Here is a 24,418-nt window from a genome sequence, read left to right on the forward strand (position 1 = left end):
TGGCGGTTGTATCGTCACGCGAGAGTGCCAAGATGTTTGGCATGAATAATCACAACGACACAAGCCACGGTTCAGTGCTGCGTTTCGGCCCCTACGCCTTTCATGTGCGCCAACGTCTGGTCCTTGAAGGAGAGCAGCCGTTGCGCATGGGCGGGCGCGCCATGGACATCCTTCAGGCGCTGCTCGAACACGCGGGTGAGGTGGTCAGCAAAGAGCAGTTGATTGCTCGGGTATGGCCGACCTCGGTCGTCGAAGAGATCAACCTGCGGGTGCACATTGCGGCGTTGCGCCGCGCACTGGGTGACGGCGTAAACGGGCAGCGTTTCATCATTCACGTGGCGCACTGCGGCTACAGTTTTGTCGCCCCAGTGGAGCAGGGCACCAGTGATGCGCTGACCATGCCCGCTGCCGCGCTCATGCCCCTGCACAATCTTCCGGCACGACTGACGCCAGTCAGTGGGCGCGACGCCCTGATTGGTAGTCTGGTTCGACAAATGCCGGTATGCCGCTTGATGACGATTACCGGTGCACCGGGCGTTGGCAAAACCACTGTGGCACTGCGCGTGGCGGAATTGCTCCTGCAATACTTTCGCGATGGCGCCTGGTGGGTCGACCTTGCCAGCCTCGAAGATGACATTCCATTGCTCGAGCGCCTGTTGCACACCCTGAAGACAGACTTTTTCACACTGACCGGCCGGCACGCCTTGTTGATACTGGATAACTGCGACCACCAGCGCGACAGCTGTGCGGCACTGGTGGAAACGCTGTTGCATGCTGCGCCTCGCCTGTCGATTCTGGTCACCGGCCGCGAAGCCTTGCAAGTCGCGCAGGAGACCGTTCATTACGTGCCGCTGTTGGCGATTCCCAAGCGCTCGACATTGAACACCGTCGAAGAAGCCATGGGCTATCCGGCGGTGCAGTTGTTCGTCAATCGCGCGCGGGCACGGCAGCATGGCTTCTGTTTGCGTGAGCAGGATTTGCCAGGTGTGCGCGAGATCTGCCGTCAACTGGACGGTCTGCCGCTGGCGATCGAGCTCGCCGCTGCGCAGATCGACGCGCTTGGCTTGATCGGCTTGCAGGCACAGGTTGAAAACGGCCTGCAGTTGCTTGGCCAAGGCCGGCGCACCGCGGAACCGCGCCATCAGTCGATGGCCGCTGCGATCGATTGGAGCTTCCAGTACCTGACGGAGATGGAACAGCGTGTGCTGCTGCGTCTGTCGGTATTCAGCGCGGGCTTTACCCTGGAGGCCGCACTGAGTGTGATCAGCAGCGCGGATCTGGCGGGCTCCAGACTGTCCGCGATAATCGAAGGGTTGGCGCGCAAATCGTTGCTTGTTCGAGAACCCAACCGTGCGACGGCCCGCTATTGGATGCTCAACACCGTGCGCCGCTATGCTCGTGATCAGTTCGAGCGCAGTGACGACAATTTCGAACTGAAACAGCGCCATGCGCGCTATCTCAGCAGAACGCGCAACGCTTCAGGCCGGGCACTGCTCGTGGAGGCTGTCGAGTAGCAGGCGGACCTTGCGCAAGTCCGGTGTGGCGTAGCCTTCGGTGAAGCGCTGGTAAATGGGGCTGAGCAAATCCCATGCTTCGCGATGGCGGGACTGGCGCTGCCATAATCGGGCGAGGTCCGTGGCGCTGCGCAGTTCCCAAGCGAGGGCGCCCTGGCTTCTGGCGATGGCCAGAGTTTGTTGCAGGGTTTGTTCGGCTTCTCGGGTTTCAGCGGTGTCTGAGCGGGCCGATTCGCGAGCAGGCTCGCTCCCACAGGATGAACCCTTCAACAATGCCGCCGCCCGCGCCCGCAATATCTCCGCTGCACTCCATCCCGCATCGCCATTGCGCGCGCGCTCCACCAGTGCATCATCGACAAAACGCTCATCCAGCGTAACCATCACTTCCCGAATCAGACCGCTGCTCTGTGCTGGTACGGGCATGGCATTATCCGGATCGATCACCTGCGCATACTGCCGGCCCCAGTTATTGAACAGCAGCACCGAGTGCTTCTGCGATTGTTCCAGCAGCAACTGCAGCAGCGCGCGGGCGTTTACATGGTCGCCGTTGTAATGAGCGATCAGACAACTGGCCAGCGCCAGGGTGTAACAGATCGATGTGCCGTGATTGATCTGCACGGCGATGTCCAGCGCCTGCCGTGCGGCGCGCCAGGCTTGCTCGGGCAGACCCTGCAACCACAGCACTCGGGCCAGTACTGTCAGCGAAGCGACGCTCTGGTCGTATTGCACGCCAAAACCATGGGTGAAACGATTGAGATGGCCGCTGTGCGCCATGCGTTGCAGCACCTGCTCGGCATGTACGCGTGCCTGCGGCTGGTCGCCGGCATAATGCAGGGCCAGCACGCGCAAGCGATGTGTGCTCAGTGACAGCAGCGGTTCGCCGTGCAGGCCGATGCGGTCGAATTGCTCACTCTGGGCCAAAGCCATGCGGTAATGCCCGCAACTCAGATTGACCGCCATATGCCCCGATATCGCACGCAGTTGCCCGGCCAGATCGCCGTGTTCCTCGGCCAATTGGCAGGCGTCGACGAAGGCCTGAATGGTTTGTGGCGTGCCGCCCCAGGTATGATAGCTGGCGCTACCGAGCGCCAGTTTCAAGGCGATTTGCAGGCGAGGGCAGGGCGGTAGCAGCGAGTCTGCTGGCGAAGCCTCCAGCAGACTCAGTGCCCGGCGCACATAGCGGCTGTAATCGCGCAGCAACGACAGCTCCTGCCACAAAGGCGCCGACGCGGCTGCCAGTTGCACCCCCAGCTCATCCGGTCCCGGGCCGTTGAGGCTCCAGTCCAGCGCCGCGCGCAAATCCTCCAGACCCCGGGCATAGCGCTCCATCCACAATACAGTCGGAGTATTGTCCCAATCCGCCTGCGCCTGCTGCATCAGTGTCAGGCAGCGCTCGGCGTGGCGTTGGCGGGTTGCGTTGAGCTCGTCGGCCTGTTCGAGTTTTTCCAGTGCGTAGTGGCGGGTAGTGTCGAGCAAGCGATAGAAAACATCTTCGTCGCCCACTTCGACGCTCAGCAGGGATTTGGCCACCAATTGCGTGACGGCGGTGAACACCGCGCCGGGATCAATCTGTTGACCGATGATCACCGCTGCCGCCGAGGCGAGGGTGAAGCTGCCGCGGAAAATCCCCAGTCGCCGCAGACAGGTTTGCTCGCAGACGTTGAGCAGGTTGAAACTCCAGTCCATCGTCGCGCGCAGGGTCAGGTGGCGTTCGGCGCTGCTGTGGTGTCCGGCCGACAATGGCGGCAAACCCTCGCGCAATTGCTTGAGCAATCCGTCCATGCCCAATTCGCTGACCTGCGCGGCGGCCAGTTCCAGTGCCAGCGGAATGCCGTCCAGGCGCTGGCAGATTTCGATCGCTTGCGGCAACTCGGCGTGGCTCAGTCGGAAGTTTTCCCTGGCTGCGGTGGCGCGCTCGACAAACAACTGCATCGCAGCAAAGCCCAGTGCTTGGGCCGGCTCCATCGGGGTCGACATGGACGGGCATTCGAGCGATTCCAGACGCTGCACGAACTCACCCTCAGCGCGCAGGCTCTCGCGGCTGGTCGCCAGGATATGCACCTTTGGTGCCCCCCGCAGAATCTGCTCGCTGAGCGCGGCGACCGCATCAATCAAGTGCTCGCAGTTGTCGATCACCAACAACATTTGCTGTTCTCGCAGGCCGTCGACCAGACCAGCCTGCGCATCGCCTTCAGCTGCGGACAGATCAAGCAGCGTCGCCAGATGCGAGCCGATCAGCGCGGGATCGGCGATGGGCGCCAGATCCACCAGGCGGATGCCGTCGCGATACTGGTCGAGCAATTGTTCGGCGACGCGCAGGGCGACGGTGGTCTTGCCAATGCCGCCGGGGCCGACCAGAGTGATGCAGCGTCGGCGCGGCAGTTGCTTAATCAAGTGATCGATCAGGGGTTGGCGACCAATCATCCGCGTACGACGCAGCGGCAGGTTGTGCCGGGGCGCGGCGACCGCAGGCGTTGCTTCGATGCTGTCGAGCACGAACGGTGCGACAAAGCTGTAGCCGCGCTGCGCCACGGTGACGATGTAGCGCTGGCCGTTCTGCCCGTCGCCAAGCGCTTTGCGCAGCGCTGCCATGTGCACGCGCAAATTGATGTCTTCAACGACACTGTCTGGCCAGACCCCGGCCATCAATTGCTGTTTGCTCACCACTTCACCGGCATGGGCCAGCAAAATCAGGAGGATGTCCATCGCCCGCCGTCCCAGGCGCAAAGGCTGTTGGCCTTCAAGTAGCAATCGTTGCCCGGGATGAATCCGATAGGGGCCAAACGCAATGGCCTGATTCGGGGAAAAACTCAACAGCGCGCTCCTGCGGTGATGCGGCGGACAGGGCGAATCAGTGCCTGGCGCAAGCGCAGGCCGTCTGATCCGGGGTGTCCGGGCATAATCCTCAGGTTTGAGCATCAGTGCAACGGGTGGCGTAACGGCAGCAGTCAAAACACCGCAGGCTGCGCTGCGGTGTTTTTCGGTTTATCCATGACTCGACAGCGCCAGGCGAAGGGATTGATGCCCTCGCTGCGGGTGAACATGTGGCAGAAGTGCGCCTGATCGCAGAAGCCGCATTCGAGGCTGATTTGCGTCAGGCTCAAGTCGGTGTGCTGGATCAGCAACTTGGCTCGAGCCAGGCGCTGGGCGCGGATCCAGTCCTGTGGCGACAGGCCGGTGCTGCACTTGAATGCGCGGGAGAAATGACTGCGTGACAGTGCACATGCCCGGGCCAGCTCAGCTACTTCGAGGCTTTCGCCCAAGCGATCGAGGATCAACTGTTTGATCTGGCGTTCGCGCTGCGGACTGAGTCCGCCAGTCGTGTTTTTACGCGGTTCGCTGGCAGGGGCGAGGGCGACGGATTGCTGTAGATAAGCCATGGCCAAGGTCCGTGTCGGTGGGGAAGGCACGGTCGGCGCATTCCCTCAGGTCAAAAAAGCAACGCTGCGCAGAGGGCTTCATTGTTGGGCGATGCCTTGAGACTGACGAGTTAATCGTTGTTAATTTCCTCGCTCAGGCTGGAACTCAGCACATCCTTGCAAGTCAGCGCCCGGCGCTTTGCGCGACGATGTCGACAAAGCACGGCCGCCGTTGGCCAGGTCCAAAGGGGAATGCAATGAAAAGCTTGGTGAAAGCGGCAACGACGCTGGCGGTCGTGCTGGCAATGTCCGGCGCCATGGCGCAGGCACCGCAGGTTGGCACTCAGGCGCCGGGTTATTTCCGGCTGGCTGTCGGCGATTACGAAGTCACCGCGTTGTTCGACGGTTACAACGATTTGTCGCCGAAGTTGTTGCAGGGCATGAGCCAGAGTCAGATTCGCGCGCTGCTTGCGCGCCGTTCGATTGAAACCCCTGGCGTGCAGACGGCGTTCAATGCCTTTCTGGTCAACACTGGCAAACAACTGATTTTGGTCGACACGGGCGCAGGGCAGTGCATCGGCGCCACCGCAGGCCAACTCTCGGCCAACATGCAGGCCGCCGGTTACAAGCCTGAACAGGTCGACACGATTCTGCTGACGCACCTGCACCTCGATCACGTCTGCGGTCTGGTCGACGCCGAAAAGAAACCGGTGTTCGCCAACGCCACCGTGTTTGCAGCCAAAGCCGAGGCCGACTACTGGCTCGATCCGGCAGCGCTGGCCAAGGCCCCGGCGGGCGCAAAAGAGTTTTTCAAGATAGCCCGGGACTCTACGGCGCCCTATGTTGCCGCCGGTCGCTTCAAGACGTTTGCCGCCGGGCAGTCGCCACTGCCGGGACTGGTCGAAGCAACCCTCGAAGCCGGCCACACGCCGGGCAGCACCACATATCGCTTCAATTCGCAGCAGCAGAGCATCGTGTTCATGGGCGATCTGGTGCATAACCTGGCGGTGCAGTTTTTGCACCCGGAAGTGTCGATCGGTTTCGACGTCAACAGTCAGCAAGCGATCAGCAGTCGTCAGGCAGTGTTCAGTGCTGCGGCGGCAAGCAAGACCTGGGTGACGGCAGCGCATCTGCCGTTCCCGGGCATCGGCCACATCACCGCCGAGGGCAAACATTTCCAATGGGTGCCGGTAGAGTACGGCCCCTACAAACGCGCGGCGAAAGTGCCATTGATCGAGTAAAGTGCCCAACGCCTGTGGCAAAAAGCGTCTGACACCGATAAGGAAACCACACCCATGAACCGTAACGATCTGCGCCGCGTCGACATGAACCTGCTGGTGATTTTCGAAGCGCTGATGTTCGAAAAGAATCTGACCCGTGTGGCGGAAAAACTGTTCATGGGCCAGCCGGCGGTCAGTGCTGCACTGGGGCGCTTGCGTGATCTGTTCGACGATCCGTTGCTGCTGCGCAACGGTCGCGGCATGGAGCCGACAGCGCGGGCGCTGGCGATCCTCAAGGAATTGCAACCGGCAATGGACGTGATTTCCGGCGCAGTCAGCCGCGCCAAGGAATTCGAACCGGCCAGCAGTTGCGACGTATTTCGCATCGGTCTGTCGGACGACGCCGAGTTCGGTCTGTTTCCACCGCTGTTGCGCCAGCTTCAGCAGGAGGCGCCGGGGATCGTCGTGGTGGTGCGCCGCGCCAACTATCTGTTGATGCCGGCGCTGTTGGCCTCTGGAGAAATCTCCGTGGGTGTCAGCTACACCACGGATCTGCCGGCCAATGCCAAGCGCAAGAAGCTGCGTGATATTCCCTGCAAAGTGCTGCGCGGCGACGACCGTCCGGGGCCGTTGACCCTGGACGAATATTGCGAACGTCCGCATGCAATGGTGTCGTTCTCCGGTGACCTGAGCGGCAATATCGATCTGGATCTGGCCAAGATCGGCCGTTGCCGCCGAGTCGTTCTCGGCGTGCCGCAGTTCAGCGGCTTGCGCGCCTTGCTCGCCGGTACCGAGATGATCGCGACGGTCCCGGACTACGCCGCCTGTGCCTTGGTCGAAGGCTGCGCCCTGCGTGCCGAAGATCCGCCATTCCCGATCGATGCCGCGCAATTGTCCATGGCCTGGAGCGGGGTGCATGACAACGACCCGGCGGAGAAGTGGCTGCGCTCGCGCATCAGCCAGTTCATGGCGGCGCCGCTGGATATTCCGGCGCTTTAACCGCCCTCGATTACACAAGCAGTTCTCCTGTGGCAGCGAGCCTGCTCGCGAAAGCGGTGTGTCAGTTAGTGTGGATGTGACTGGCCTGACGCCTTCGCGAGCAGGCTCGCTCCCACAGAGAAATTCGGGGCTGACCGGGCTTTGTGATTCGGCACATAGACTTGTGGGAGCTGGCTTGCCAGCGATTGCGGTGGGTCCGTCAAAGAAGGTGGTGGATGTGCCGACCAATCGCTGGCAAGCCAGCTCCCACAGGGATTCGGGGTGGAATGAACATTGTTGGTCACCACAAAAACCTGTAGGCGCGAGCCTGCTCGCGAAAGCGGTGTGTCAGTTAGTGTGGATGTGACTGACCTGACGCCTTCGCAAGCAGGCTCACTCCCACATTGTTTTGTGGCTGGCGGCAGAACATCAAAGACCTGAAAAGCAACTAAGCACACCCATCCAATTTCTCCCGCGCCGGCCTTGGCATGATTCCCGTCAATGACATTCAAAGGGTCGGGTCATGATTGCTACGAGGGATGAACAGGCGCGCGACATCGGGTTGCTGTTTCTGCGAGTCAGCGGCGGGTTGTTTCTGTTGTGGGTGCACGGCTTGCCGAAGTTGCTGGACTTCACCGCGCAGCTGCAACTGATCGAAGACCCGTTCCACCTCGGCGCTCACCTGACCCTGATCCTGGCGATTTTCGCCGAAGTCCTCTGCCCGTTGCTGATCGTCGCCGGTGTGCTGGCGCGATTGGCTTGTTTGCCTATTCTCTTTGTACTGCTCGTGGCGCTGCTGGTCGTGCATCCGCAATGGAGTGTGGCTGAAGGGCAGTTTGGCTGGTTGCTGTTGATTCTTTTCACCACCGTATTGATTGCCGGGCCGGGACGGCTGGCGATCCCTGTTCGTTTGCCCGGAGTGCTGCGTTATGCCTGAAGTCCTCAATTCACAAGCACCGGGGGCCGATGAGACCGTCACGTTGATCATCAAACACTCGGTCAAAACCGGTTTCGAATCGGCGTATGAAGCATGGCTGCGCAATATCGTGCGCGTCGCCGGGCAGCGCGAAGGGCATTTGGGTGTCGACGTGGTGCGCGGCAAGCGCGGGCGTCTGGATTTCTACACTTGCGTATTGCGCTTTAGCTCCACCGAAGCGATGCAGGGCTGGCTGGAATCCTCCGAGCGTCAGGCGCTGGTGGCTGAAGCCGCACCGATGCTGGCTGACGGTGATCAGACCGAAGTCGCGCCGGTCAATGAATTCTGGTTCACACCGCTGGCCGAGGCCGGCTCGCCGCCGCCGCGCTGGAAGCAGGCTGTCGTCACACTGTTGGTGATTCTGCCGCACACCCTGCTGGTGCCGCTGATCTGGGGCCCGCTGCTGGCGCTGCATCCGCTTCTGTCCAACTACGTGGTCGCCACGTTCCTGATCACCCTGACCATCGTCCTCTCGGTGGTCTACGTGGTGATGCCGCCGGTCACCCGTCTGTTTACCCCGTGGCTGGAAGCCAGTCAGGCCCACGAACACCTCGATTCCCAAGAAACCTCGCCGCGTTGAGCGGGGTTTGCTTCTTTTCACTTTCGCTTGAGGAACTGCGATGAGCGCCGATCTGATTTTATTCAATGGCCAATTTCATACCGTAGACCGGGAAAAACCACTGGCCAGTGCGGTGGCGATCAAGGATGGCCGTTTCGTCGCCGTCGGTAACGATGCCGAGGCCATGGCCCTCAAGGGCAGCGCCACACAAGTGGTCGACATGAAGGGCCGCTGCGTCATCCCTGGCCTCAACGACTCGCACTTGCACCTGATTCGCGGCGGTCTGAACTACAACCTCGAACTGCGCTGGGAAGGCGTGCCATCGCTCGCCGACGCGCTGCGCATGCTCAAGGATCAGGCCGATCGCACGCCCACCCCGCAGTGGGTGCGTGTGGTCGGTGGCTGGAACGAGTTCCAGTTCGCCGAAAAACGCATGCCGACCCTGGAAGAAATCAACCAGGCCGCGCCGGATACTCCGGTGTTCATCCTGCACCTCTACGACCGTGCGCTGCTCAACCGCGCTGCCCTGCGTGTGGCCGGCTACACCCGCGACACGCCAAACCCGCCGGGTGGCGAAATCGTCCGCGACAGCAACGGCAACCCGACCGGCATGCTGGTCGCGCGGCCGAACGCGATGATTCTCTACTCGACCCTGGCCAAAGGGCCGAAGCTGCCGCTGGAATATCAGGTCAACTCGACCCGCCAGTTCATGCGCGAGCTCAATCGCCTGGGCCTGACCAGTGCAATCGACGCCGGGGGTGGTTTCCAGAATTACCCGGACGATTACCAAGTGATCGAGCAACTGGCCAAAGACGACCAGTTGACCGTACGCATCGCTTACAACCTGTTCACCCAGAAGCCGAAAGAAGAGCTGACCGATTTCCAGAACTGGACCGGCAGCGTCAAGTTGCATCAGGGCGACGACTACCTGCGCCACAACGGTGCTGGCGAAATGCTGGTGTTCTCCGCCGCCGACTTCGAGGATTTCCTCGAGCCGCGTCCAGACCTGCCGCAGACCATGGAACAGGAGCTGGAGCCGGTGGTACGCCACCTCGTTGAGCAGCGCTGGCCGTTCCGTCTGCACGCCACGTACAACGAATCGATCAGCCGTATGCTCGATGTGTTCGAGAAGGTCAACCGCGACATTCCGTTCAACGGTCTGCCGTGGTTCTTCGACCACGCTGAAACCATCACCCCGCAGAACATCGAGCGTGTGAAAGCGCTGGGCGGCGGTATCGCGATTCAGGATCGCATGGCGTTCCAGGGTGAATACTTCGTCGATCGCTACGGCAAACAAGCTGCCGAAGCCACGCCACCGATCAAGCGCATGCTCGCCGAAGGCGTGCCGGTCGGCGCCGGTACCGACGCCACCCGCGTGTCCAGCTACAACCCGTGGACCTCGCTGTACTGGATGGTCAGCGGCCGCACCGTTGGCGGTCTGGCGTTGTACGAAGAAGGTTTGCCACGTAGCACCGCGCTGGAGCTGTTCACCCACGGCAGCGCGTGGTTCTCCTCGGAGCAGGGCAAGAAGGGCCAGATCCGCGTCGGCCAACTGGCAGACCTCGCGGCACTGAGCGCGGACTTCTTCAGCGTTGAAGAAGAAGCGATCAAGTGGATCGAGTCGGTCATGACCGTGGTCGGCGGCAAGATCGTCTACGCCGCCGGCGATTTCGAAGACCTCGGCCCGCGCTCGATTCCGGTGCTGCCGGACTGGTCGCCGGTAGTCAAAGTCCCGGGCCACTGGCGCCCGAACTCGCCACTGCAAGCGCAGGTTCACCAGTGCAGCGGGCCATGCGCCGTGCACACCCACAGCCATGAAAAAGCGCGGATGTCGAATGCACCGGTCAGCGATTTCGCCGGTTTCTGGGGCGCGTTCGGCTGTTCCTGCTTCGCGTTCTGAGTTTTAAAAAAGCGCCGGTCATCAGGGCCGGCGCTTCCCGCAACAACCATCCATCCAGGAGTTTTGCCATGAGCGTTCCTTACAAGCGTCTGAACAAAGATGATGCCGTCGTCCTGCTGGTCGACCACCAGACCGGTCTGATCTCGCTGGTGCAGGATTTCTCGCCGAACGAGTTCAAGAACAACGTTCTGGCACTGGGCGACATCGCCAAGTTCTTCAAGCTGCCGACCATTCTGACCACCAGCTTCGACGCAGGCCCCAACGGCCCGATCGTGCCCGAGCTGCTTGAGCAATTCCCTGACGCGCCGTTCATTCAGCGTCCAGGCCAGATCAACGCCTGGGACAACGAAGACTTCGTCAAAGCGATCAAGGCCACCGGCCGCAAGCAACTGATCATCGCCGGTGTAGTGACCGACGTTTGCGTAGCTTTCCCGACCCTGTCGGCGATTGCTGAAGGCTTCGAAGTGTTCGTCGTCACCGACTCGTCGGGTACTTTCAACACCACTGTGCAACAAGCGGCGTGGGCGCGGATGTCGGCCGCCGGTGCACACCTGATGAACTGGTTCGCTGTGGCTTGCGAGCTGCAAGGCGACTGGCGCAACGACATGGAAGGCCTGGCGCATCTGCTGTCCGAGCGTCTGCCTAACTATCGCAACCTGATCAACAGCTATACCAAGTTCACCGCCAAGTAAGAAAATCAAAAGATCGCAGCCTTCGGCAGCTCCTGCATGGGAATGCATTTTCCCGTAGGAGCCGCTGAAGGCTGCGATCTTTTGCTGTTAGCGCTTCTGCAACCACCCCAAAAAACCACCTTTCTTCACCGCCACCGGTTTGGCCATCAACGCGAGGCGACTGTTCTGCTGACGCACCGCCTGCAACTTGTTCAAGGCCCGGCCGACTTCGCTGCGCTTGTCCATGCACTCACGGGTCAACTGTTTGTCGAGACGATAAATGATGCTCGACGTCAGTGCTGTGAACGTCGCCTGCGACGGTGTATCGGCAAGAATGCTCTGCTCACCCATGACTTCGCTCGGCCCCATGCGCCCGGCCTCGGTCTGGCCATTGCCGTCCGGCACCGTCGCGCTGACCACGCCCGTGGCGATCACGAACAGACTGTCCGGCACCTCGTCCAGATCCAGCACCACCTGACCGGCCGTGTACTGCTGCGCGACCATCGACTCAGCCAGGCGATCGCGCTCTTCACTGCTCAGCGAGCGGAAAATCTTCACCTCGTCCAGCAACGCACGGGCGCGGCTCGACGGTTCGATCACGCCGTCGGGATGGCGCGAAATACCTGCGGCTTCGAGATGGCGATGGGCGAGGTCGAACAGTTGATTGCGCACTTCGCTCTTCTTGCCCAGCTCAGCGATGAAACCGCTGGCAACGTATTCCGACATGGTTTCGCCGGCTTCTTTGAGTACGGCTTTCGGCGCCGGGCTGAGCAACAGCGAACTGCTGCCCTGCAGAGTGCGATCAAGGGCATCCAATACCCGACGCGGACGAATGTGGTTCGGCACTTTGATACTGATCGAGACACCGTGCATGTTGCTCGGCCGGCTGAGATTGACGATTTTCGCCTTGGCCGCCACCGAGTTCGGTACTACGGCCATGGTGCCGGCGCTGGTCAGCAGGTGCGTGGCGCGCCAGTCGATATCGAAGACCTTGCCTTCGACGCCGTCGATCATCACCAGATCGTCCACCTGATACGGCTTGGTGGTGTTGAGGACGATGCCGGAAAACACATCGGCGAGGGTGCTTTGCAGCGCCAGACCGACCACGATGGCGACCACCCCGGAAGTGGCCAGCAGACCTTTGACCGGCAGTTCCAGCACGTAACCGGCCGCCGCGACAATCGCGACCAGAAACACCAGCGCACCGATGACATCCTGCAGCAAGCGACCGCTGTGACCGATGCGGCGCATCAGCGCCAGGCCGATCACTTCGGTCAGCACCCGTGCTGCGTACAACCACCAGAGAATCCCCAGCGCCGTCGCCCCCAGTTGTGCCACGCGATCATCAGCGAAAAGCGGCGCCTGCAACGGGCTGACACCGGCGTTGATCACCAGCGCGCTGAATGCCAGAAACAGTGCCAGACGCACACCGACTCGCGGCGCGCGATGGCTGAAGGGCGAGAAATGCCAGAGCGCGGCGTCGAGCAGCAACAGCACAGCGCTCCAGGACAGCAGGTGGGCGTAGAAAAGGGTCATGACCGAAGCTCCGCAATGGCTGCAAATGAAAAGATCGCAGCCTGCGACAACTTCTACTTTGGAATGCGTTTTCCTGTAGGAGCTGCCGCAGGCTGCGATCTTTCGCTTTTATGGATTCAGATGAGTCTTCAGTTCAGCCGCCGCTTGACGCACCGCCGCTTTGACTTCCGGAATCTGGCTCAGGGGATTGAGCAGGCCGAAGTCATGAATCATCCCGTTGTAACGCACCGAGGTCACCGGCACGCCGGCCGCATCCAGGTGCCGCGCATAGCCTTCGCCTTCGTCACGCAGCACGTCGAACTCGGCGGTCTGCACCAGCGCAGCGGGCAGGCCCTTGAGCTGTTCGGCGCTGGCGTTGAGTGGCGAGGCATGGATCTGCGCACGCTCGGCCGGGTTGGTTGTGTAGTTGTCCCAGAACCACTGCATCATGCCCTTGGTAAGGAAGTGTCCCTCGGCAAATTGCTGGTAAGAAGCGTCGTCGAATTGCGCATTGGTTACCGGCCACATCAACAGCTGGAAGCGCAGGGCAGGGGTTTTCTGCTCCTTGGCCATCAACGCCACGACCGCCGCCATGTTGCCGCCGACGCTGTTGCCGGCCACTGCCAGACGTTTGCCATCGACACCGATGTCCTTGCCGTGCTCGGCCACCCATTTCGTCGCGGCGTAAGCCTGATTGATCGCGGTCGGGTACTGCGCTTCCGGCGATGGCGTGTAATCGACATACACCGCAACAGCGCCAGAGCCGACCACCAGATCACGGATCAGGCGCTGGTGCGTCGGGAAGTCACCCAGCACCCAGCCGCCACCGTGGAAGAACATGAACACCGGCAACTCGCCTTTGACCTTGGCCGGGCGCACCACTTTCAGGTTGATGGTCTGGCCGTCGACCTTGATCGCCTTGTCGCTGACTTCCACGCCGGACAGATCAACCTTTACCGACGCTTGGGCACCAGTCAGCACTGCACGGGCGTCCTTCGGGCTCAGTTGCTCCAGCGGACGACCACCACCAGCGGCGAGGGCATCGAGGAACGCCTGGGTGTTGTGTTCGACGCCAGGACTGCCAGCGGCGAAAGCGCTGCTGACGGACAGGGCGAGGAGGGACGCGGCTAGGGTTTTCTTGATGCTCATGTTCAATTCCATTTTTGAATGTGTGATGTAGGAGCTGCCGAAGGCTGCGATCTGATCGTTCCCACGCTCTGCGTGGGAATGCAGCCGGGGACGCTCCGCGTTCCAACGATCAGATGGCTGCCTTCGGCAGCTCTTTGTGTTCAGGGTTGTTTTCAAACCGTGAGCACAGATTAATGGGCTGCTGAGAAGCGAAAAAGCGGCTATAAAGCGTTTAACTGTCCACCAGAGAGTGACAATGAACCCGTTCGAAGACATGCGTATTTTTTGCCAGGTCATGGACTCCGGCAGCTTCACCGCCGCGGCCGATCAGTTGGGGCTGTCCAAGCAGTTCGTCAGCCGCCGTTTGATGCAACTGGAAGAGCGCCTCGGTGTGCGCTTGTTGAATCGCTCGACCCGCCGCCTCGACGTCACCCCGCTGGGGCAGAGCTATTACGAATCGGCGTTGCGCTTGTTGGGTGAGGTGGAACAGGTCGAGCAGGGCATCGCCGGCGAAACCGCCGAGCCGCGCGGCACGATTCGCCTCAGCGCGCCGTTGTCGTTTGCCGTGGCGCATCTGGGTTGTCTGCTACCGCTATTCCTGCAGCGTTATCGCGAAGTCACCGTCGAAGTGGATCTGAGCGATCGCCCGGTCGATCTGCTCGGCGAAGGCTACGACTTGGCCCTGCGCATCGGCGTGCTGGAGGACTCGACATTGATCGCCCGACGTATCGCCAGCATCGAACGGGTATACTGCGCCAGCCCGGCCTACCTCGCCGAACGCGGCACACCACTCAAACCCGAAGACCTGCACAGCCACGACTGCCTGCCTTACGGCCACGGGCGCTCGGTGCAATGGCGTTTCAACGAAGCGCCGGGCAAACCGCTACTTATCAACGTCACCGGCCGCATGCGCGTCAACAACGGCGAACTGCTGCGGGACGCAGCGGTGCAGGGGATGGGCATTACCTATCTGCCGACCTTCATCGTCGGTGCGGCGCTGAAGGACGGGCGGCTGGTGCCAGTGCTGGATGAGTTGCGCCCGGAGCCACTGACCCTGTCGGCGGTTTATCCGCAGCATCGCCAGGCTTCGCGGCCGGTACAGGCGCTGGTGGAGTTTTTGCGTGAGCGGCTTAACCAGAGTCATGTGAATCTTTGATAGTGGGGCCTGCTGGGCAAACGGCGTGTTATCGATCGGGCGAACGTCCTACCGTTTTTTCCTGCGATGTCTTTATGGATATTCCTGTCGGGTATGCAAAACGCTAAGTATCTCGATTCGATCCGTCACCTCATAAATCACTACGTAGTTAGGATGTACAACGATTTCCCGGGTGCCGGGAGATCGACCTTTACGGTAGAGATGGGGATGAACGGAGAGTGAGGTTGTGGATTCTTCGATGGATTTCGAGAGACTCACTGCGGCTGCAAAGTTTCTCTCGCCAATGTATCTGAGGATGTTCGAAAGATCGGCCTTGGCTTCGGGCCGCCACTCAATCTGCATCGACCTTTTTTCGCATGGATTCGATCAAGGCATGCATGTCCGCCATCACGTCCTCATGGGTGAGACTCGGATGGGGATCATCTCTGGACGCCTGCACCTTGGCTCGCAACCAGCGATCATGACTGGCAGCCTGCTCGTCGCTTTCAAACCCTGAATCGTCGGGAAAGATTTTGCCGTCCATAGTGCCTCCGGGATCAATGCCTGGCAGTCTATTCGGTACAGGGATTGCTGTCGTCGTTGTCTGGATGAACTGCATCTTGGTCGAGCTCCATGAGTACTTGTAGTTCGACAAATCCTAGACTGAGCGCTTCCGACGGCCAACCGACGGAAGATGTAGGAAAACGGTTGGGGTTTCCCGAGTTCCTTCCTTTTTCTGTAGGACTCGCTGAAGAGGACTGCGCAGTGTGATTACAACATTGGAACAACCGCCACCCCGCGTCTGTTCTACACTCACGCCGCTCAATCACGAGCTTCACCCGGAGTAGCGCCATGGAAGTGCCCAACCCCAAAACCGCCATCGAAAGCAATCGACAGGCGTGGAACGATTCCGCTCGCCATCATCAGGATTCACCGGACTGGCAGGCATTGCTCAGCGATGTTGCGCAGGGGGAGTTTTGCTGCCTCGATGACACCTTGCGCGGCTTGCTGGAAGTCGACGGCAAAGACGTGATTCAACTGGGCTGCAATAACGGTCGGGAGAGCCTGTCGCTGTTTGCGCTGGGTGCGCGCAGTGTCGTCGGCGTCGATCAATCGGTAGCGTTTCTTGAGCAGGCCCGCGAGCTCAACAGCCGCTCGCCGCATACTGCCGAATTCGTCGAGAGCGATATCCACCATCTGCCCGCATCGCTGCATAACCGCTTCGACGTCGGCCTGATCACCATCGGGGTACTCAACTGGATGCCTGACATCGGCGAATTCTTCCGTCATGTCGCGCAGGTGCTCAAGCCGGGCGGCAAACTGGTGATCTACGAAACCCATCCGTTTCTGGAAATGGTTGATCCACGGGCTGAAGATCCTTTCCGCCTCGCCAGCTCGTATTTCCGTGCCGAGCCGTTTGTGCAGCAAGAGCCGATCGTTTACGTAGGTAAAGTCGAGCAGCCGGCGGCAAAGTCGTACTGGTTCGTGCATACGCTGGGCGCGATCTTCAGCGGCGCCATTGGAGCGGGGCTGAGCATTGTGGATTTTCAGGAATATGCGCATTCGAACCGGGAAGAGGTGTATGACTGCTACCTGAACCAGCAGGCGCAGCTGCCGATGTGCTTTAGCCTGGTGGCAAGCAAGGCCTGAGAACCTTTTTTGCGACGGCTGGCCTCTTCGCGAGCAGGCTCGCTCCCACAGGGAAACGCATTCCAATGTGGGAGCGAGCCTGCTCGCGATGGCGGCCTTGCGACCGCCAGAAAATTCAGGAAACGGCGTGATTGACTGCGTGCCCCGGCTGCGCATAAAGATCAATGCCCAGCGCATGAATCACCTTCAACACTGTGTCAAAGCGCGGCTTCGCTCCGGGAGCAAAAGCTTTGTACAAACTTTCACGACCCATGCCTGAATCCTTGGCGATCTGCGTCATTCCTCGCGCCTTTAACACGTAGCCGATTGCGCGAAGGAATTCTTCGCTGTCTCCGTCTGCAAGCACCTGTGACAGGTACTCACTGATGGCTTCATCACTGTCGAGCAGCGCGACCATGTCGAAATTCGTCAAAGTCTGGCTCATGGTTAAACCTCCTTTGCCATTTTTTGTGCGCGTCGGATGTCTGCGCTTTGTGAGGATTTGTCGCCTCCGGCCAGCAGAATGATTACTGCGCCATTGCGGATTGTGAAATACACCCGGTAGCCCGCGCCAACATCCAGACGCATCTCAGAGACTCCATCGCCCACCGATTTGGCGTCGCCGAGATTGCCTGTTGACGCCCGATCAATACGCCGGGCGATAGCCACTTTGGCGCGCAAGTCTCTAATCGAACGGTGCCAAGCCTGGAATATTGCGGTTTGCTGGATAAGATAAGACATTGCTCGACTGTATCCAAGTGGATACGGAAAAACAGTCGGCCAAGTCTTTACTGGATGTTGGAAGTGTCGTCACAGTTTGTAGGCAACCAGCCAATCGCTTGTGAGAGCTGCGGGTGCAGCTACTGGCCTCTTCGCGAGCAGGCTCGCTCCCACAGGGAAATGCATTCCAGTGTAGGAGCGAGCCTGCTCGCGATGGCGGTATCAAAACCGCCGCAAATATTCAGCCTGAATCAAGCCTGCGCGGGCGTACTTACTACTGGTCTTTCCGGCTTGCGCAGCGCCTCCAGCCTCGACTCGCTGTAGCGCGTTTCGCGGAAGAAGCGCCAGTGGCCGAACAGGTCGTAAACATGCGTGATCCGCCCTTGTTCCTTATAGCCCAGGCGCACATGCATCTTCAGAGCCTGGATATTGGCGTTGTCACAGATATCCACCACCTTTTTATACCCCCCGGCGTCCATGACTTGCCAAAGTGCGGTCTGTGCGTCGACGGTCAAGGTGCTGCCGAAATAGGGCCGGGCAATTTCGGCACCGAACTGGAAGTACTCACCGGGCTGGATCGTGAACGTGTAGCGGTAGAAGTGCCGATCGTAATAGTCGCGGGTACTGGCCCAGACGAACCCGACGGTGTGGCCTTCCTGGTCCAGGTACATGTGCCCCGTGTGCCCTTCAGCGGCCAATTCGGCCATGGTCTGCACACGGTCACCAAAGTACTTGCCGAAAGCCTTGGCGTTGTCCTCGGTGATGTCGACTCTATGTAAACCTTCACAGGGGCGCAGTTTGTTCGGCGCGATCGGCGTGACCAGATCGCGCTCCATCCACAGCAATTCACGGTGAGCGAAGACATAACGTTTGCCGAAAGCGCCAAGGGTGCGGCGCAGGCCTTTTTGTTTGATGCGCAGAAGCAGTTTGTCGATGACGTTCATGATGCTCTCCGAGGCGCTAGCCCTGGTGTGGTGGATGATGTTGCCGGTTGAGTTGCGCAGGTATTTACCGCTTTCGGTTTGCCGGCACGCTGTGCGCGCCATTTTTGCAGGGCCGGTTTGACGCAGTACCAAAGACGCAGGCCCAGGCCCAGCAGCAAGCCACTGGGGCGCCATGAGTAGAAGCTCCAGCGCCAGTGTTCCAGTTGTCCGGTCATGCGCTCGTGCAGTTGATGACTGGAGTTTTCCAGGCTGACCCGCGAGGCATCGATCCAGTGCCATTGCTCGTCCAGGCCCCAGCGAATCCATTCCTCCAGCAGCACTCGACCACTGCCCAGATCGGCATGTTGCGGCAGGAACGCCAGGTTGTAGTCGTAGAGGCGGCCCTGCTCGAGCAGGCCCAGCCGATAACTGATGCAGCGGCCGTCCAGCTCCAGTGTCACCACTCGCACCAGCCCTTGAGCGGCGAGGGCGGTGAAGGCGTTCTGTATCCATTGACGACTGTGGTCATTTGCGAAAATGCCGACGCCCTCGTCGCCTTTCCAACTGACCGACTCGACTTCTTGCAACGCCTGTAAAACCGGAGGCATCGACAGCGCATCGGGGGTGATTCGCCGTACTTGAGCGCCGCACGCGGCAATCCGTTTGCGCGCACGACGCAGTTTGTAGCGCGGGTCGCCGGAAACTTCCTGCTGGTCGGCGTCGCTGATCAGATGCACCGGCACCCGGCAACTCAGGCGCCGTTCAGCGGTGGAGCTACGCGCCATCCAATCGGTGAGGGCACTTTCTTCCCCGGCAGGTTCCGACAGTTCGTTGAGTTGCAGCAGCGCATGGGGCAGGCGCTGACGGATCAGCATCAGCGCATCGCGCATATCCTCTGCGCCGAGCAACGACAGCAGGGCCAACCGATCGGCCAGCGGATAACCCAAGTGGCGCAAGACGCGAAATGGCACGCCCGCGAAGCGTTCGCGGCTGGACACCAGGGGCAGGCACAGGCGCAAAGCCTCTGCTTCCCAGCCGAGCAGAACGTGCAGGCACTGATTCTCTTCCAACGCCTGCTCTGCTGCGCACAACCAGCCGAGGTGGTTGAACGGCGTGTGATCGGCTACGTGAAGGCGCAGCGTTTCATACGCGGTTGCCGGGAAGTCGGCAGCGCACAGGGAGGTGCGCCATTCAAATCGCATCACCATAGGTTCAGACCGCCGTTGCTGGGACAGGTGGACGAGAATTTTTCCGCAGTGCCTCCAGGCGCGAGCCGCTGTAGCGGGTTTCGCGATAAAAGCGCCAGCGACCGAACAGCGTGTAGATATTCATGATCCGCTGTTGCTCGGTATAGCCCATGCGCAGGTGCAGCTTGAGCGCCGGGATGTTGCTCGAGTCACAGACATCGACCACTTTGCGGCAGCCTTTCTCAGCCATGGCTTGCCACAGGCGCACTTGCACATCGACTGACAATTCGCTGCCCCAGTAGGCACGGGTCATTTCGCCACCGAATTCGAAGAACTCGCCAGGTTTCACCGGGAACCGGCAACCGTAGTAATGCCGATCAAAATAGTCGCGCGGCGTACCCCAGATGAACGCAACGGCATCACCTTGCTCGTCGACATGCATATGCCCGGTATGACCCTCACTGGCCAGCTCGGCCATGACGCCGACACGGTCGCCGAAGTAACGGGTGAAGGCGCTGGCGTTGTCTGCGGTGATCTCCATTACGCGCAGCGGCGGGTAGGGTTTGAGGCTATGCGGCGGCACGGGGCTGACCAGATCACGTTCCATCCACAGCAGTTGCTGATGGGCAAAAATGTACATTCTGCGGATCTTCCCCAAGGTCGCTCGCAGACCTTTGCGACGGATATGTCCGCTGAGTTTTTTAAAGATATCCATGGTCTCTTCTCCTGATGAAAGTGCCGCGCGCAGCATCACGCTCGCAGGGCGGAGGGGCGGTTCATGAAGCGTTCCAGTTCAGGGCAAACAGGGTTTGCCCGGGTAATTCGAAACGCACGCGCCCGTGTTCGCAGGCAAATGGTGCGTCGCGGGCGCGATTGTCAGCGCCGAAGAAATGCAGGGCGCCTTGGTTGAGCGGGCACTTGGCACCGCTCAGAGCAACGCGTTGCAGGCGCGTGCCTTTGTTCACCCCGAGCAACGTGCGCTGCTCGTCGCCGGCCATCGCCAGTACGTCCACTTCGAAGGCGTCGTTATCCAGTTGCAGCACGTGCGGCAGCCAATGCCGGGCGATGAATTGCTGGGCCAGGCCCACCGGTTTCAGCTCGAAGCGATCGCCGGCCAACACGCGCACCATGCCCTTGGCGTAGGGCGGTTCGTCGGCCGCCTGAAACCAGTTGAGCATGCTCAGCAAACCGTCCTGAGAAGCATTGATGACCACCGATGCCCACCACAGCGCGGCGTAATGAGTTTCCTGGTCGTACGGGCTCAGGCTCGAGCCACTGGACAGATTGGTCTGATCGAGCAGCAAGGCTTTGCGCGGCTGACCCTTTGCGTCGAGGCCGACCAGTTGCGCGGCGCGGCGCACGCTGTCGCGGTAGACGCGAGTGGCGAGCAGGTCGCGGATCATCCATTCGTGCCAGGCCAACGCGTCAATCTGATCGGGCGCTTCACTGAGCAGACGCCGTGCCCAATCGATCCCGCGTTTGTCTGCGGCGTTATTGGCGAACGGGCCGTTGACCAGGCGCGAACTGGCCGGCATGGCGATGCGCACGCCGGCCCTGGCGTTGGCGGGATCGCTGCGCACCTGGCGGGCCATGCTGACAAAAATCGAGCGGTATTCGTCGTAGCTCGAATAGTTGAGGTTCGGCTCGTCGGCGAAGCCGATGTAATGCGTGCCTTGACCACCCAAGGCACGCGTGCCGGCGAGCCATGTCTCAAGGCCGTTGCTGCTTTGCACATCGGCGCGCAGATTGGCCTGACGCCCGGTGCCGGCGAGCAGGGTGATGTCCTGGCGGATGGCGAAGCGAGTCTGATAGAGCTGGCGAACCGGGTCTTCGACGCGGGCACTTTTCGACGTTATGTCAACGTAGCTGTAGTAGCTCGCCGCACTCGGTTTCAACGCATCCAGTACGGCATGACTGCTCGCGGGCGGCATCAGATTGGGCAGCGCGATGCCCAGATCCGGAGTGCGCCCGAGTGCCTTGGCGTGCAGGGTCAGGCGGACTTCACCCGATTCTTCATGCACTGGCTGCAGCTGCTGCGGATTCTGCGCAAACAGGTTGGCCGTGCCATCGAGCCAGAACGCGGCTTTACCGCTGCCCTGCAGGCGCAAGCGCCAGGCCTGAGGCCGGTCACTGACCGGCAACGCCACTTGATCGAATTGCCAATAGGCGCGGTAGGGCTTGAGGGCCAGCGACAGCTGTTGTCCATCGTCCATGCGCTGCGCTTGCAGCGCGTTGACGCCGCCATGGTATTTGCCGTTCAGCACCGCGTGTTCCCCAGGGGCGACCTGGAAAAACAGCTCATCGCCCTTGCGGGTTTCGATACTGAAATGCACTTTGGCCGGACTGAACAGCGCCACGGTCGTGGCGTCATGCTCGACGCGGTAACTGCGGAAGCTGTAGCCGGGAATCTCCAAGCGATAACCGGCAGCTCCCGGCACCAGCGGCCAGCTTTGCGAACCGCGGACCTCACTGGCCTTGATGAAGCGGTCACCTTGCAAGCGGCCATGGCCGTCAAGCAGATAGATATGCTCTTCATTGGCCTCGGCCTGCCACGCCGGAACCCAGCGCACGGTGACTGTATCCGGGCGGTCGGCTTGCAGATACAGGCTGCCATCGCGGATGTCGCCCCACTGCATGGGCGCAGCGAAGGCGTTCAGCGTCATGCCGAGTCCGAGTAGCAGGGCCAGGCGCTTCATGCGGCTTTCCTGCGGTGCAGCATCAGCCACATCGGGCTGATGTCACCGGGCAGAATGAACAGCGTGTGCCAGAACGGCACGCCGCTCAGTCTGCAATAAAGCACCAGCATCGCCACGGTCACTGCCAGATAGGCAATCGAGGACGCCGCCGCTGCGCCGACGATGCCGTAGCTCGGGATCAGCAGCAGGTTCAGGCCCAGATTGAGCAACGCCCCCACCCCCATCATCATCGAGACGGTGGCAGGGCGGTTCTTGCCGATCAGGTCCAGGCGCAGAATGCTTGCGTAGCACAGGCCCAACAGCCCCGGCAGCAAAGCCAGCAGCGCCGGATATGCCGGTTGGTAGGCGACGCCGAACAGGGTGATGATCAGCCATTCGCCGATCAGCGCCATGGCGATGCAGGCGCAGAGCATTACCGTGGCGGTCAGACGCAGCGCCAGCGGCGTAACCTTGTCCATGCCCTTGTCCTGTTGTAGCAGACGCTTCATCAGCGGCGTGGTGACCGCTTCCGGAACGATCAGCAACAGTTCAGCGGCGGCGCTGGCCATGGCGTAATGGCCGAGCGCGCTGCTGCCCAGCAGGGCGCCGATGAACAAGTAATCGGAGCGCAGAATGACCTGTTGGAACAGCAAGTCCGGATGGCTGCGTGCACTGAATTTCAGCAGCTCCTTCTGGCTTGCACGATCCCATTGCAGTTGCAGCGGCTGTGCGCGTTTGAGCCACATCCAGCCCACCAGCACCACCAGGCTGATACCGGCCAGCCAACTGATGAGCGCCGCTTCGAGTGCCGCCTCTTTCCACATCCAGAACAGCGCAATAAAAAGCAGAAGTGGTGCCAGCGATTCGATCAGGCGCAGGACATTGAAGGCGACCACGCCACCCGACGCGTTGTGCAAGGTCAGCAGGCCGCTTTTGAGCACGGTCAGCGGTACCGCCAGCAGCAACAGCCACGCCAGCAGACCGAGCTGCATCGTGACATCGAGTTCGCTGCCGAATTCTCGCGCCAGTGCCACCACCAATAACGTCAGTAGCCCGGCCAGCAGACAGCCGAACACCAACACCTGAGCGAGCAACACCCCCATCGGCCGCTGGTTGGCCGCTTGATAACCCACTGCCGAATTCAAGCCGCCGCTGGTGGCCGCACTGATCAGATCCGGCAGGGTGCTGAGCAGGGCGAACAGACCGCGTTCGCTCGGCCCGAGAATCCGCGCCAGCAACACATTGCGCAGCAGGCGCAGGGCAATCATCGCCAGTTTGGTGCCCATGCTCAGGGCCAGATGCCGGATGTAGCTGCCGCGACTCATGGCCGTGCCCCGCGAAAGATCCGTAGCGACAGCAGCTCCGGATTGCGCGCGGTGCGTTGGCTGACGCCGAAGCGCGGCAGGTTCAGCGGGTCGCCGGCGCCGCGATAGAGTCCGGTGGACGTGCCAAGAGCAAACGGATAATCGTGATTGGCGACCTGCTCGCGCACGCGCTCATCGTTGTCGCCGTTGGGGTAGCAATACACCGGTAAAGGCCGATTGCAGCCGTTGTGCAAGGCATCGCGGCTGCGGCTGATTTCTTCGTGCAGACGCATGTCATCCAGGCCAGTGAGGATCGCATGACTGGCGCCGTGGGGGCCGAAGCGCACCAGACCGGACGCTTCCATGGCGCGCACCTGATGCCAGTCCAGCGCTTGCGGCAGAGAATCCGGCGGACACTCATTGGTCAGACGTTCGAGTTCCTGCGGATCGAGGCTCTTCAGCCCTTGCAGGTAATGCAGCAGTGCCAGGCTGCGCCGGTCGACATCGATATCGTCGAGCAACACCGGCAGCGGATGACCGGTGATGCGCAGGTGCTCGATCAGGTGCATACGGGCCTTTTCGCCATGGCTGCCCCACAGCGTTTCACCGACGCTTTCCCACCAGAACCGCTGCCGGCTGCCAATGAAATCGGTGGAAAGAAAAATGCTCGCCGGCACCTGATATTTTTGCAGCAGCGGATAGGCATTGACCGCGTTGTCACGCCAGCCGTCATCGAAGGTCAGCGCCACGCGCGGGCGCTCGGTGCGCAGGGCGTTGGGCTGCAACAACTCCATCAGCGGCACGCAATCGAAATGCTTGCGCAGCCATATCAGCAAGTGTTCGAACGCCTGCGGGCCTACGCACAGTTCATTGCGGTGCGGCAGGTTGGCCGCACGGTCGTTGGCCAGCACTCGGTGGAGCATCAGGATGACTCCGGCCCCGTGCAACTGGCTGCGCCCCACGGACGAGTTGAGATAGAGCCAGCCGCTGGTGCGTTTTATCAGTTGTTTGATAGCCATGGCATG

General features: G+C 60.9%; 23 protein-coding genes. 9 read left to right on the plus strand and 14 right to left on the minus strand.

Annotation, left to right across the window (positions count from 1 at the left end; translation table 11 throughout):
- Nucleotides 1-41: 41 nt before the first annotated feature.
- On the plus strand, nt 42-1,514 hold the full coding sequence (locus tag AC0Z5Z_RS12460) for an ATP-binding protein (RefSeq protein ID WP_252869159.1): 1,473 nt from the start codon (nt 42-44) through the stop codon (nt 1,512-1,514).
- Here AC0Z5Z_RS12460 and AC0Z5Z_RS12465 read toward each other — a convergent pair.
- Nucleotides 1,479-4,328, minus strand: a complete 2,850-nt coding sequence (locus tag AC0Z5Z_RS12465; protein WP_485611161.1) for an ATP-binding protein — start codon at nt 4,326-4,328, stop codon at nt 1,479-1,481. The two genes, AC0Z5Z_RS12460 and AC0Z5Z_RS12465, sit on opposite strands and share 36 nt — an antisense overlap.
- A 134-nt stretch (nt 4,329-4,462) precedes the next feature.
- A complete protein-coding gene (locus tag AC0Z5Z_RS12470) occupies nt 4,463-4,894 on the minus strand; it encodes a helix-turn-helix domain-containing protein (RefSeq protein WP_041478577.1) in 432 nt (143 codons plus the stop codon).
- 236 nt (nt 4,895-5,130) lie between these two features.
- Between AC0Z5Z_RS12470 and AC0Z5Z_RS12475 the strand changes: the two genes are divergently transcribed.
- From AC0Z5Z_RS12475 to ycaC, 6 genes are all read left to right on the plus strand, one after another.
- Nucleotides 5,131-6,114 (plus strand): MBL fold metallo-hydrolase, encoded by a 984-nt coding sequence (locus tag AC0Z5Z_RS12475; RefSeq protein ID WP_056784490.1) that lies wholly within the window; start codon nt 5,131-5,133, stop codon nt 6,112-6,114.
- 54 nt (nt 6,115-6,168) lie between these two features.
- Nucleotides 6,169-7,092, plus strand: coding sequence for a LysR family transcriptional regulator (locus AC0Z5Z_RS12480; RefSeq protein WP_039762138.1), 924 nt, complete (start codon nt 6,169-6,171; stop codon nt 7,090-7,092).
- A gap of 502 nt (nt 7,093-7,594) precedes the next feature.
- Entirely contained in the window at nt 7,595-8,008 is a 414-nt protein-coding gene (locus AC0Z5Z_RS12485) for a DoxX family protein (protein ID WP_024012430.1), read from the plus strand.
- A complete protein-coding gene (locus AC0Z5Z_RS12490) occupies nt 8,001-8,627 on the plus strand; it encodes an antibiotic biosynthesis monooxygenase (RefSeq protein WP_110646470.1) in 627 nt (208 codons plus the stop codon). The genes AC0Z5Z_RS12485 and AC0Z5Z_RS12490 overlap by 8 nt, the downstream gene beginning before the upstream one ends.
- 40 nt (nt 8,628-8,667) lie before the next feature.
- Entirely contained in the window at nt 8,668-10,506 is a 1,839-nt protein-coding gene (locus AC0Z5Z_RS12495; protein ID WP_042609477.1) for an amidohydrolase, read from the plus strand.
- A gap of 68 nt (nt 10,507-10,574) precedes the next feature.
- Nucleotides 10,575-11,198 (plus strand): isochorismate family cysteine hydrolase YcaC, encoded by a 624-nt coding sequence (gene ycaC / locus AC0Z5Z_RS12500; protein ID WP_016774080.1) that lies wholly within the window; start codon nt 10,575-10,577, stop codon nt 11,196-11,198.
- Nucleotides 11,199-11,285: 87 nt separating this feature from the next.
- On the opposite strand, the gene AC0Z5Z_RS12505 is transcribed toward ycaC, so the two are convergent.
- Nucleotides 11,286-12,713: a mechanosensitive ion channel family protein gene (locus AC0Z5Z_RS12505; RefSeq protein ID WP_073474277.1), complete on the minus strand. Its 1,428-nt coding sequence runs from the start codon at nt 12,711-12,713 to the stop codon at nt 11,286-11,288.
- Between the two features lie 108 nt (nt 12,714-12,821).
- Nucleotides 12,822-13,841 (minus strand): alpha/beta hydrolase, encoded by a 1,020-nt coding sequence (locus AC0Z5Z_RS12510; RefSeq protein WP_310215527.1) that lies wholly within the window; start codon nt 13,839-13,841, stop codon nt 12,822-12,824.
- Between the two features lie 235 nt (nt 13,842-14,076).
- Here AC0Z5Z_RS12510 and AC0Z5Z_RS12515 point away from each other — a divergent pair, with 235 nt between their 5' ends.
- Nucleotides 14,077-14,976 carry a LysR family transcriptional regulator gene (locus AC0Z5Z_RS12515; RefSeq protein WP_056784501.1) on the plus strand — a complete coding sequence of 300 codons (900 nt, stop codon included), beginning with the start codon at nt 14,077-14,079 and terminating at the stop codon, nt 14,974-14,976.
- A gap of 72 nt (nt 14,977-15,048) precedes the next feature.
- Here AC0Z5Z_RS12515 and AC0Z5Z_RS12520 read toward each other — a convergent pair whose 3' ends face one another.
- Both AC0Z5Z_RS12520 and relB read right to left on the minus strand, forming a co-directional pair.
- Nucleotides 15,049-15,318 (minus strand): type II toxin-antitoxin system RelE/ParE family toxin, encoded by a 270-nt coding sequence (locus AC0Z5Z_RS12520; RefSeq protein WP_082228561.1) that lies wholly within the window; start codon nt 15,316-15,318, stop codon nt 15,049-15,051.
- Nucleotides 15,308-15,499 carry a type II toxin-antitoxin system RelB family antitoxin gene (relB, locus tag AC0Z5Z_RS12525; RefSeq protein ID WP_460160590.1) on the minus strand — a complete coding sequence of 64 codons (192 nt, stop codon included), beginning with the start codon at nt 15,497-15,499 and terminating at the stop codon, nt 15,308-15,310. The genes AC0Z5Z_RS12520 and relB overlap by 11 nt, the downstream gene beginning before the upstream one ends.
- Nucleotides 15,500-15,807: 308 nt before the next feature.
- On the opposite strand from relB, the gene AC0Z5Z_RS12530 reads away from it, so the two are divergent.
- Nucleotides 15,808-16,605, plus strand: a complete 798-nt coding sequence (locus tag AC0Z5Z_RS12530; protein ID WP_252877831.1) for a class I SAM-dependent methyltransferase — start codon at nt 15,808-15,810, stop codon at nt 16,603-16,605.
- 115 nt (nt 16,606-16,720) lie between these two features.
- Here AC0Z5Z_RS12530 and AC0Z5Z_RS12535 read toward each other — a convergent pair whose 3' ends face one another.
- The 8 genes from AC0Z5Z_RS12535 to AC0Z5Z_RS12570 all read right to left on the minus strand — a co-directional run bounded on the left by AC0Z5Z_RS12535 (nt 16,721) and on the right by AC0Z5Z_RS12570 (nt 24,412).
- Complete coding sequence (locus tag AC0Z5Z_RS12535) at nt 16,721-17,029, minus strand: addiction module antidote protein (protein WP_485611162.1); 309 nt, start codon at nt 17,027-17,029, stop codon at nt 16,721-16,723.
- A 2-nt stretch (nt 17,030-17,031) separates the two neighbouring features.
- Nucleotides 17,032-17,325, minus strand: coding sequence for a type II toxin-antitoxin system RelE/ParE family toxin (locus tag AC0Z5Z_RS12540; RefSeq protein WP_485611163.1), 294 nt, complete (start codon nt 17,323-17,325; stop codon nt 17,032-17,034).
- A 230-nt stretch (nt 17,326-17,555) separates the two neighbouring features.
- Nucleotides 17,556-18,248, minus strand: coding sequence for a hypothetical protein (locus AC0Z5Z_RS12545; protein ID WP_056784508.1), 693 nt, complete (start codon nt 18,246-18,248; stop codon nt 17,556-17,558).
- Nucleotides 18,245-19,435, minus strand: a complete 1,191-nt coding sequence (locus AC0Z5Z_RS12550) for a GNAT family N-acetyltransferase (RefSeq protein WP_056784511.1) — start codon at nt 19,433-19,435, stop codon at nt 18,245-18,247. Before AC0Z5Z_RS12550 ends, AC0Z5Z_RS12545 begins: the two co-directional genes overlap by 4 nt.
- Nucleotides 19,436-19,439: 4 nt before the next feature.
- Nucleotides 19,440-20,129 carry a GNAT family N-acetyltransferase gene (locus tag AC0Z5Z_RS12555; protein WP_056784514.1) on the minus strand — a complete coding sequence of 230 codons (690 nt, stop codon included), beginning with the start codon at nt 20,127-20,129 and terminating at the stop codon, nt 19,440-19,442.
- A 61-nt stretch (nt 20,130-20,190) separates the two neighbouring features.
- Nucleotides 20,191-22,110, minus strand: a complete 1,920-nt coding sequence (locus tag AC0Z5Z_RS12560; protein ID WP_485611164.1) for a hypothetical protein — start codon at nt 22,108-22,110, stop codon at nt 20,191-20,193.
- The gene (locus tag AC0Z5Z_RS12565) at nt 22,107-23,414 is read right to left on the minus strand and encodes an oligosaccharide flippase family protein (RefSeq protein WP_485611165.1); all 1,308 of its coding nucleotides are present in this window, start codon (nt 23,412-23,414) and stop codon (nt 22,107-22,109) included. The genes AC0Z5Z_RS12560 and AC0Z5Z_RS12565 overlap by 4 nt, the downstream gene beginning before the upstream one ends.
- Nucleotides 23,411-24,412, minus strand: coding sequence for a polysaccharide deacetylase family protein (locus AC0Z5Z_RS12570; protein ID WP_024012445.1), 1,002 nt, complete (start codon nt 24,410-24,412; stop codon nt 23,411-23,413). Before AC0Z5Z_RS12570 ends, AC0Z5Z_RS12565 begins: the two co-directional genes overlap by 4 nt.
- Between the last annotated feature and the right edge of the window lie 6 nt (nt 24,413-24,418).

This window comes from Pseudomonas sp. 1L-E-NC-VB-C3 (genome assembly GCF_057291535.1).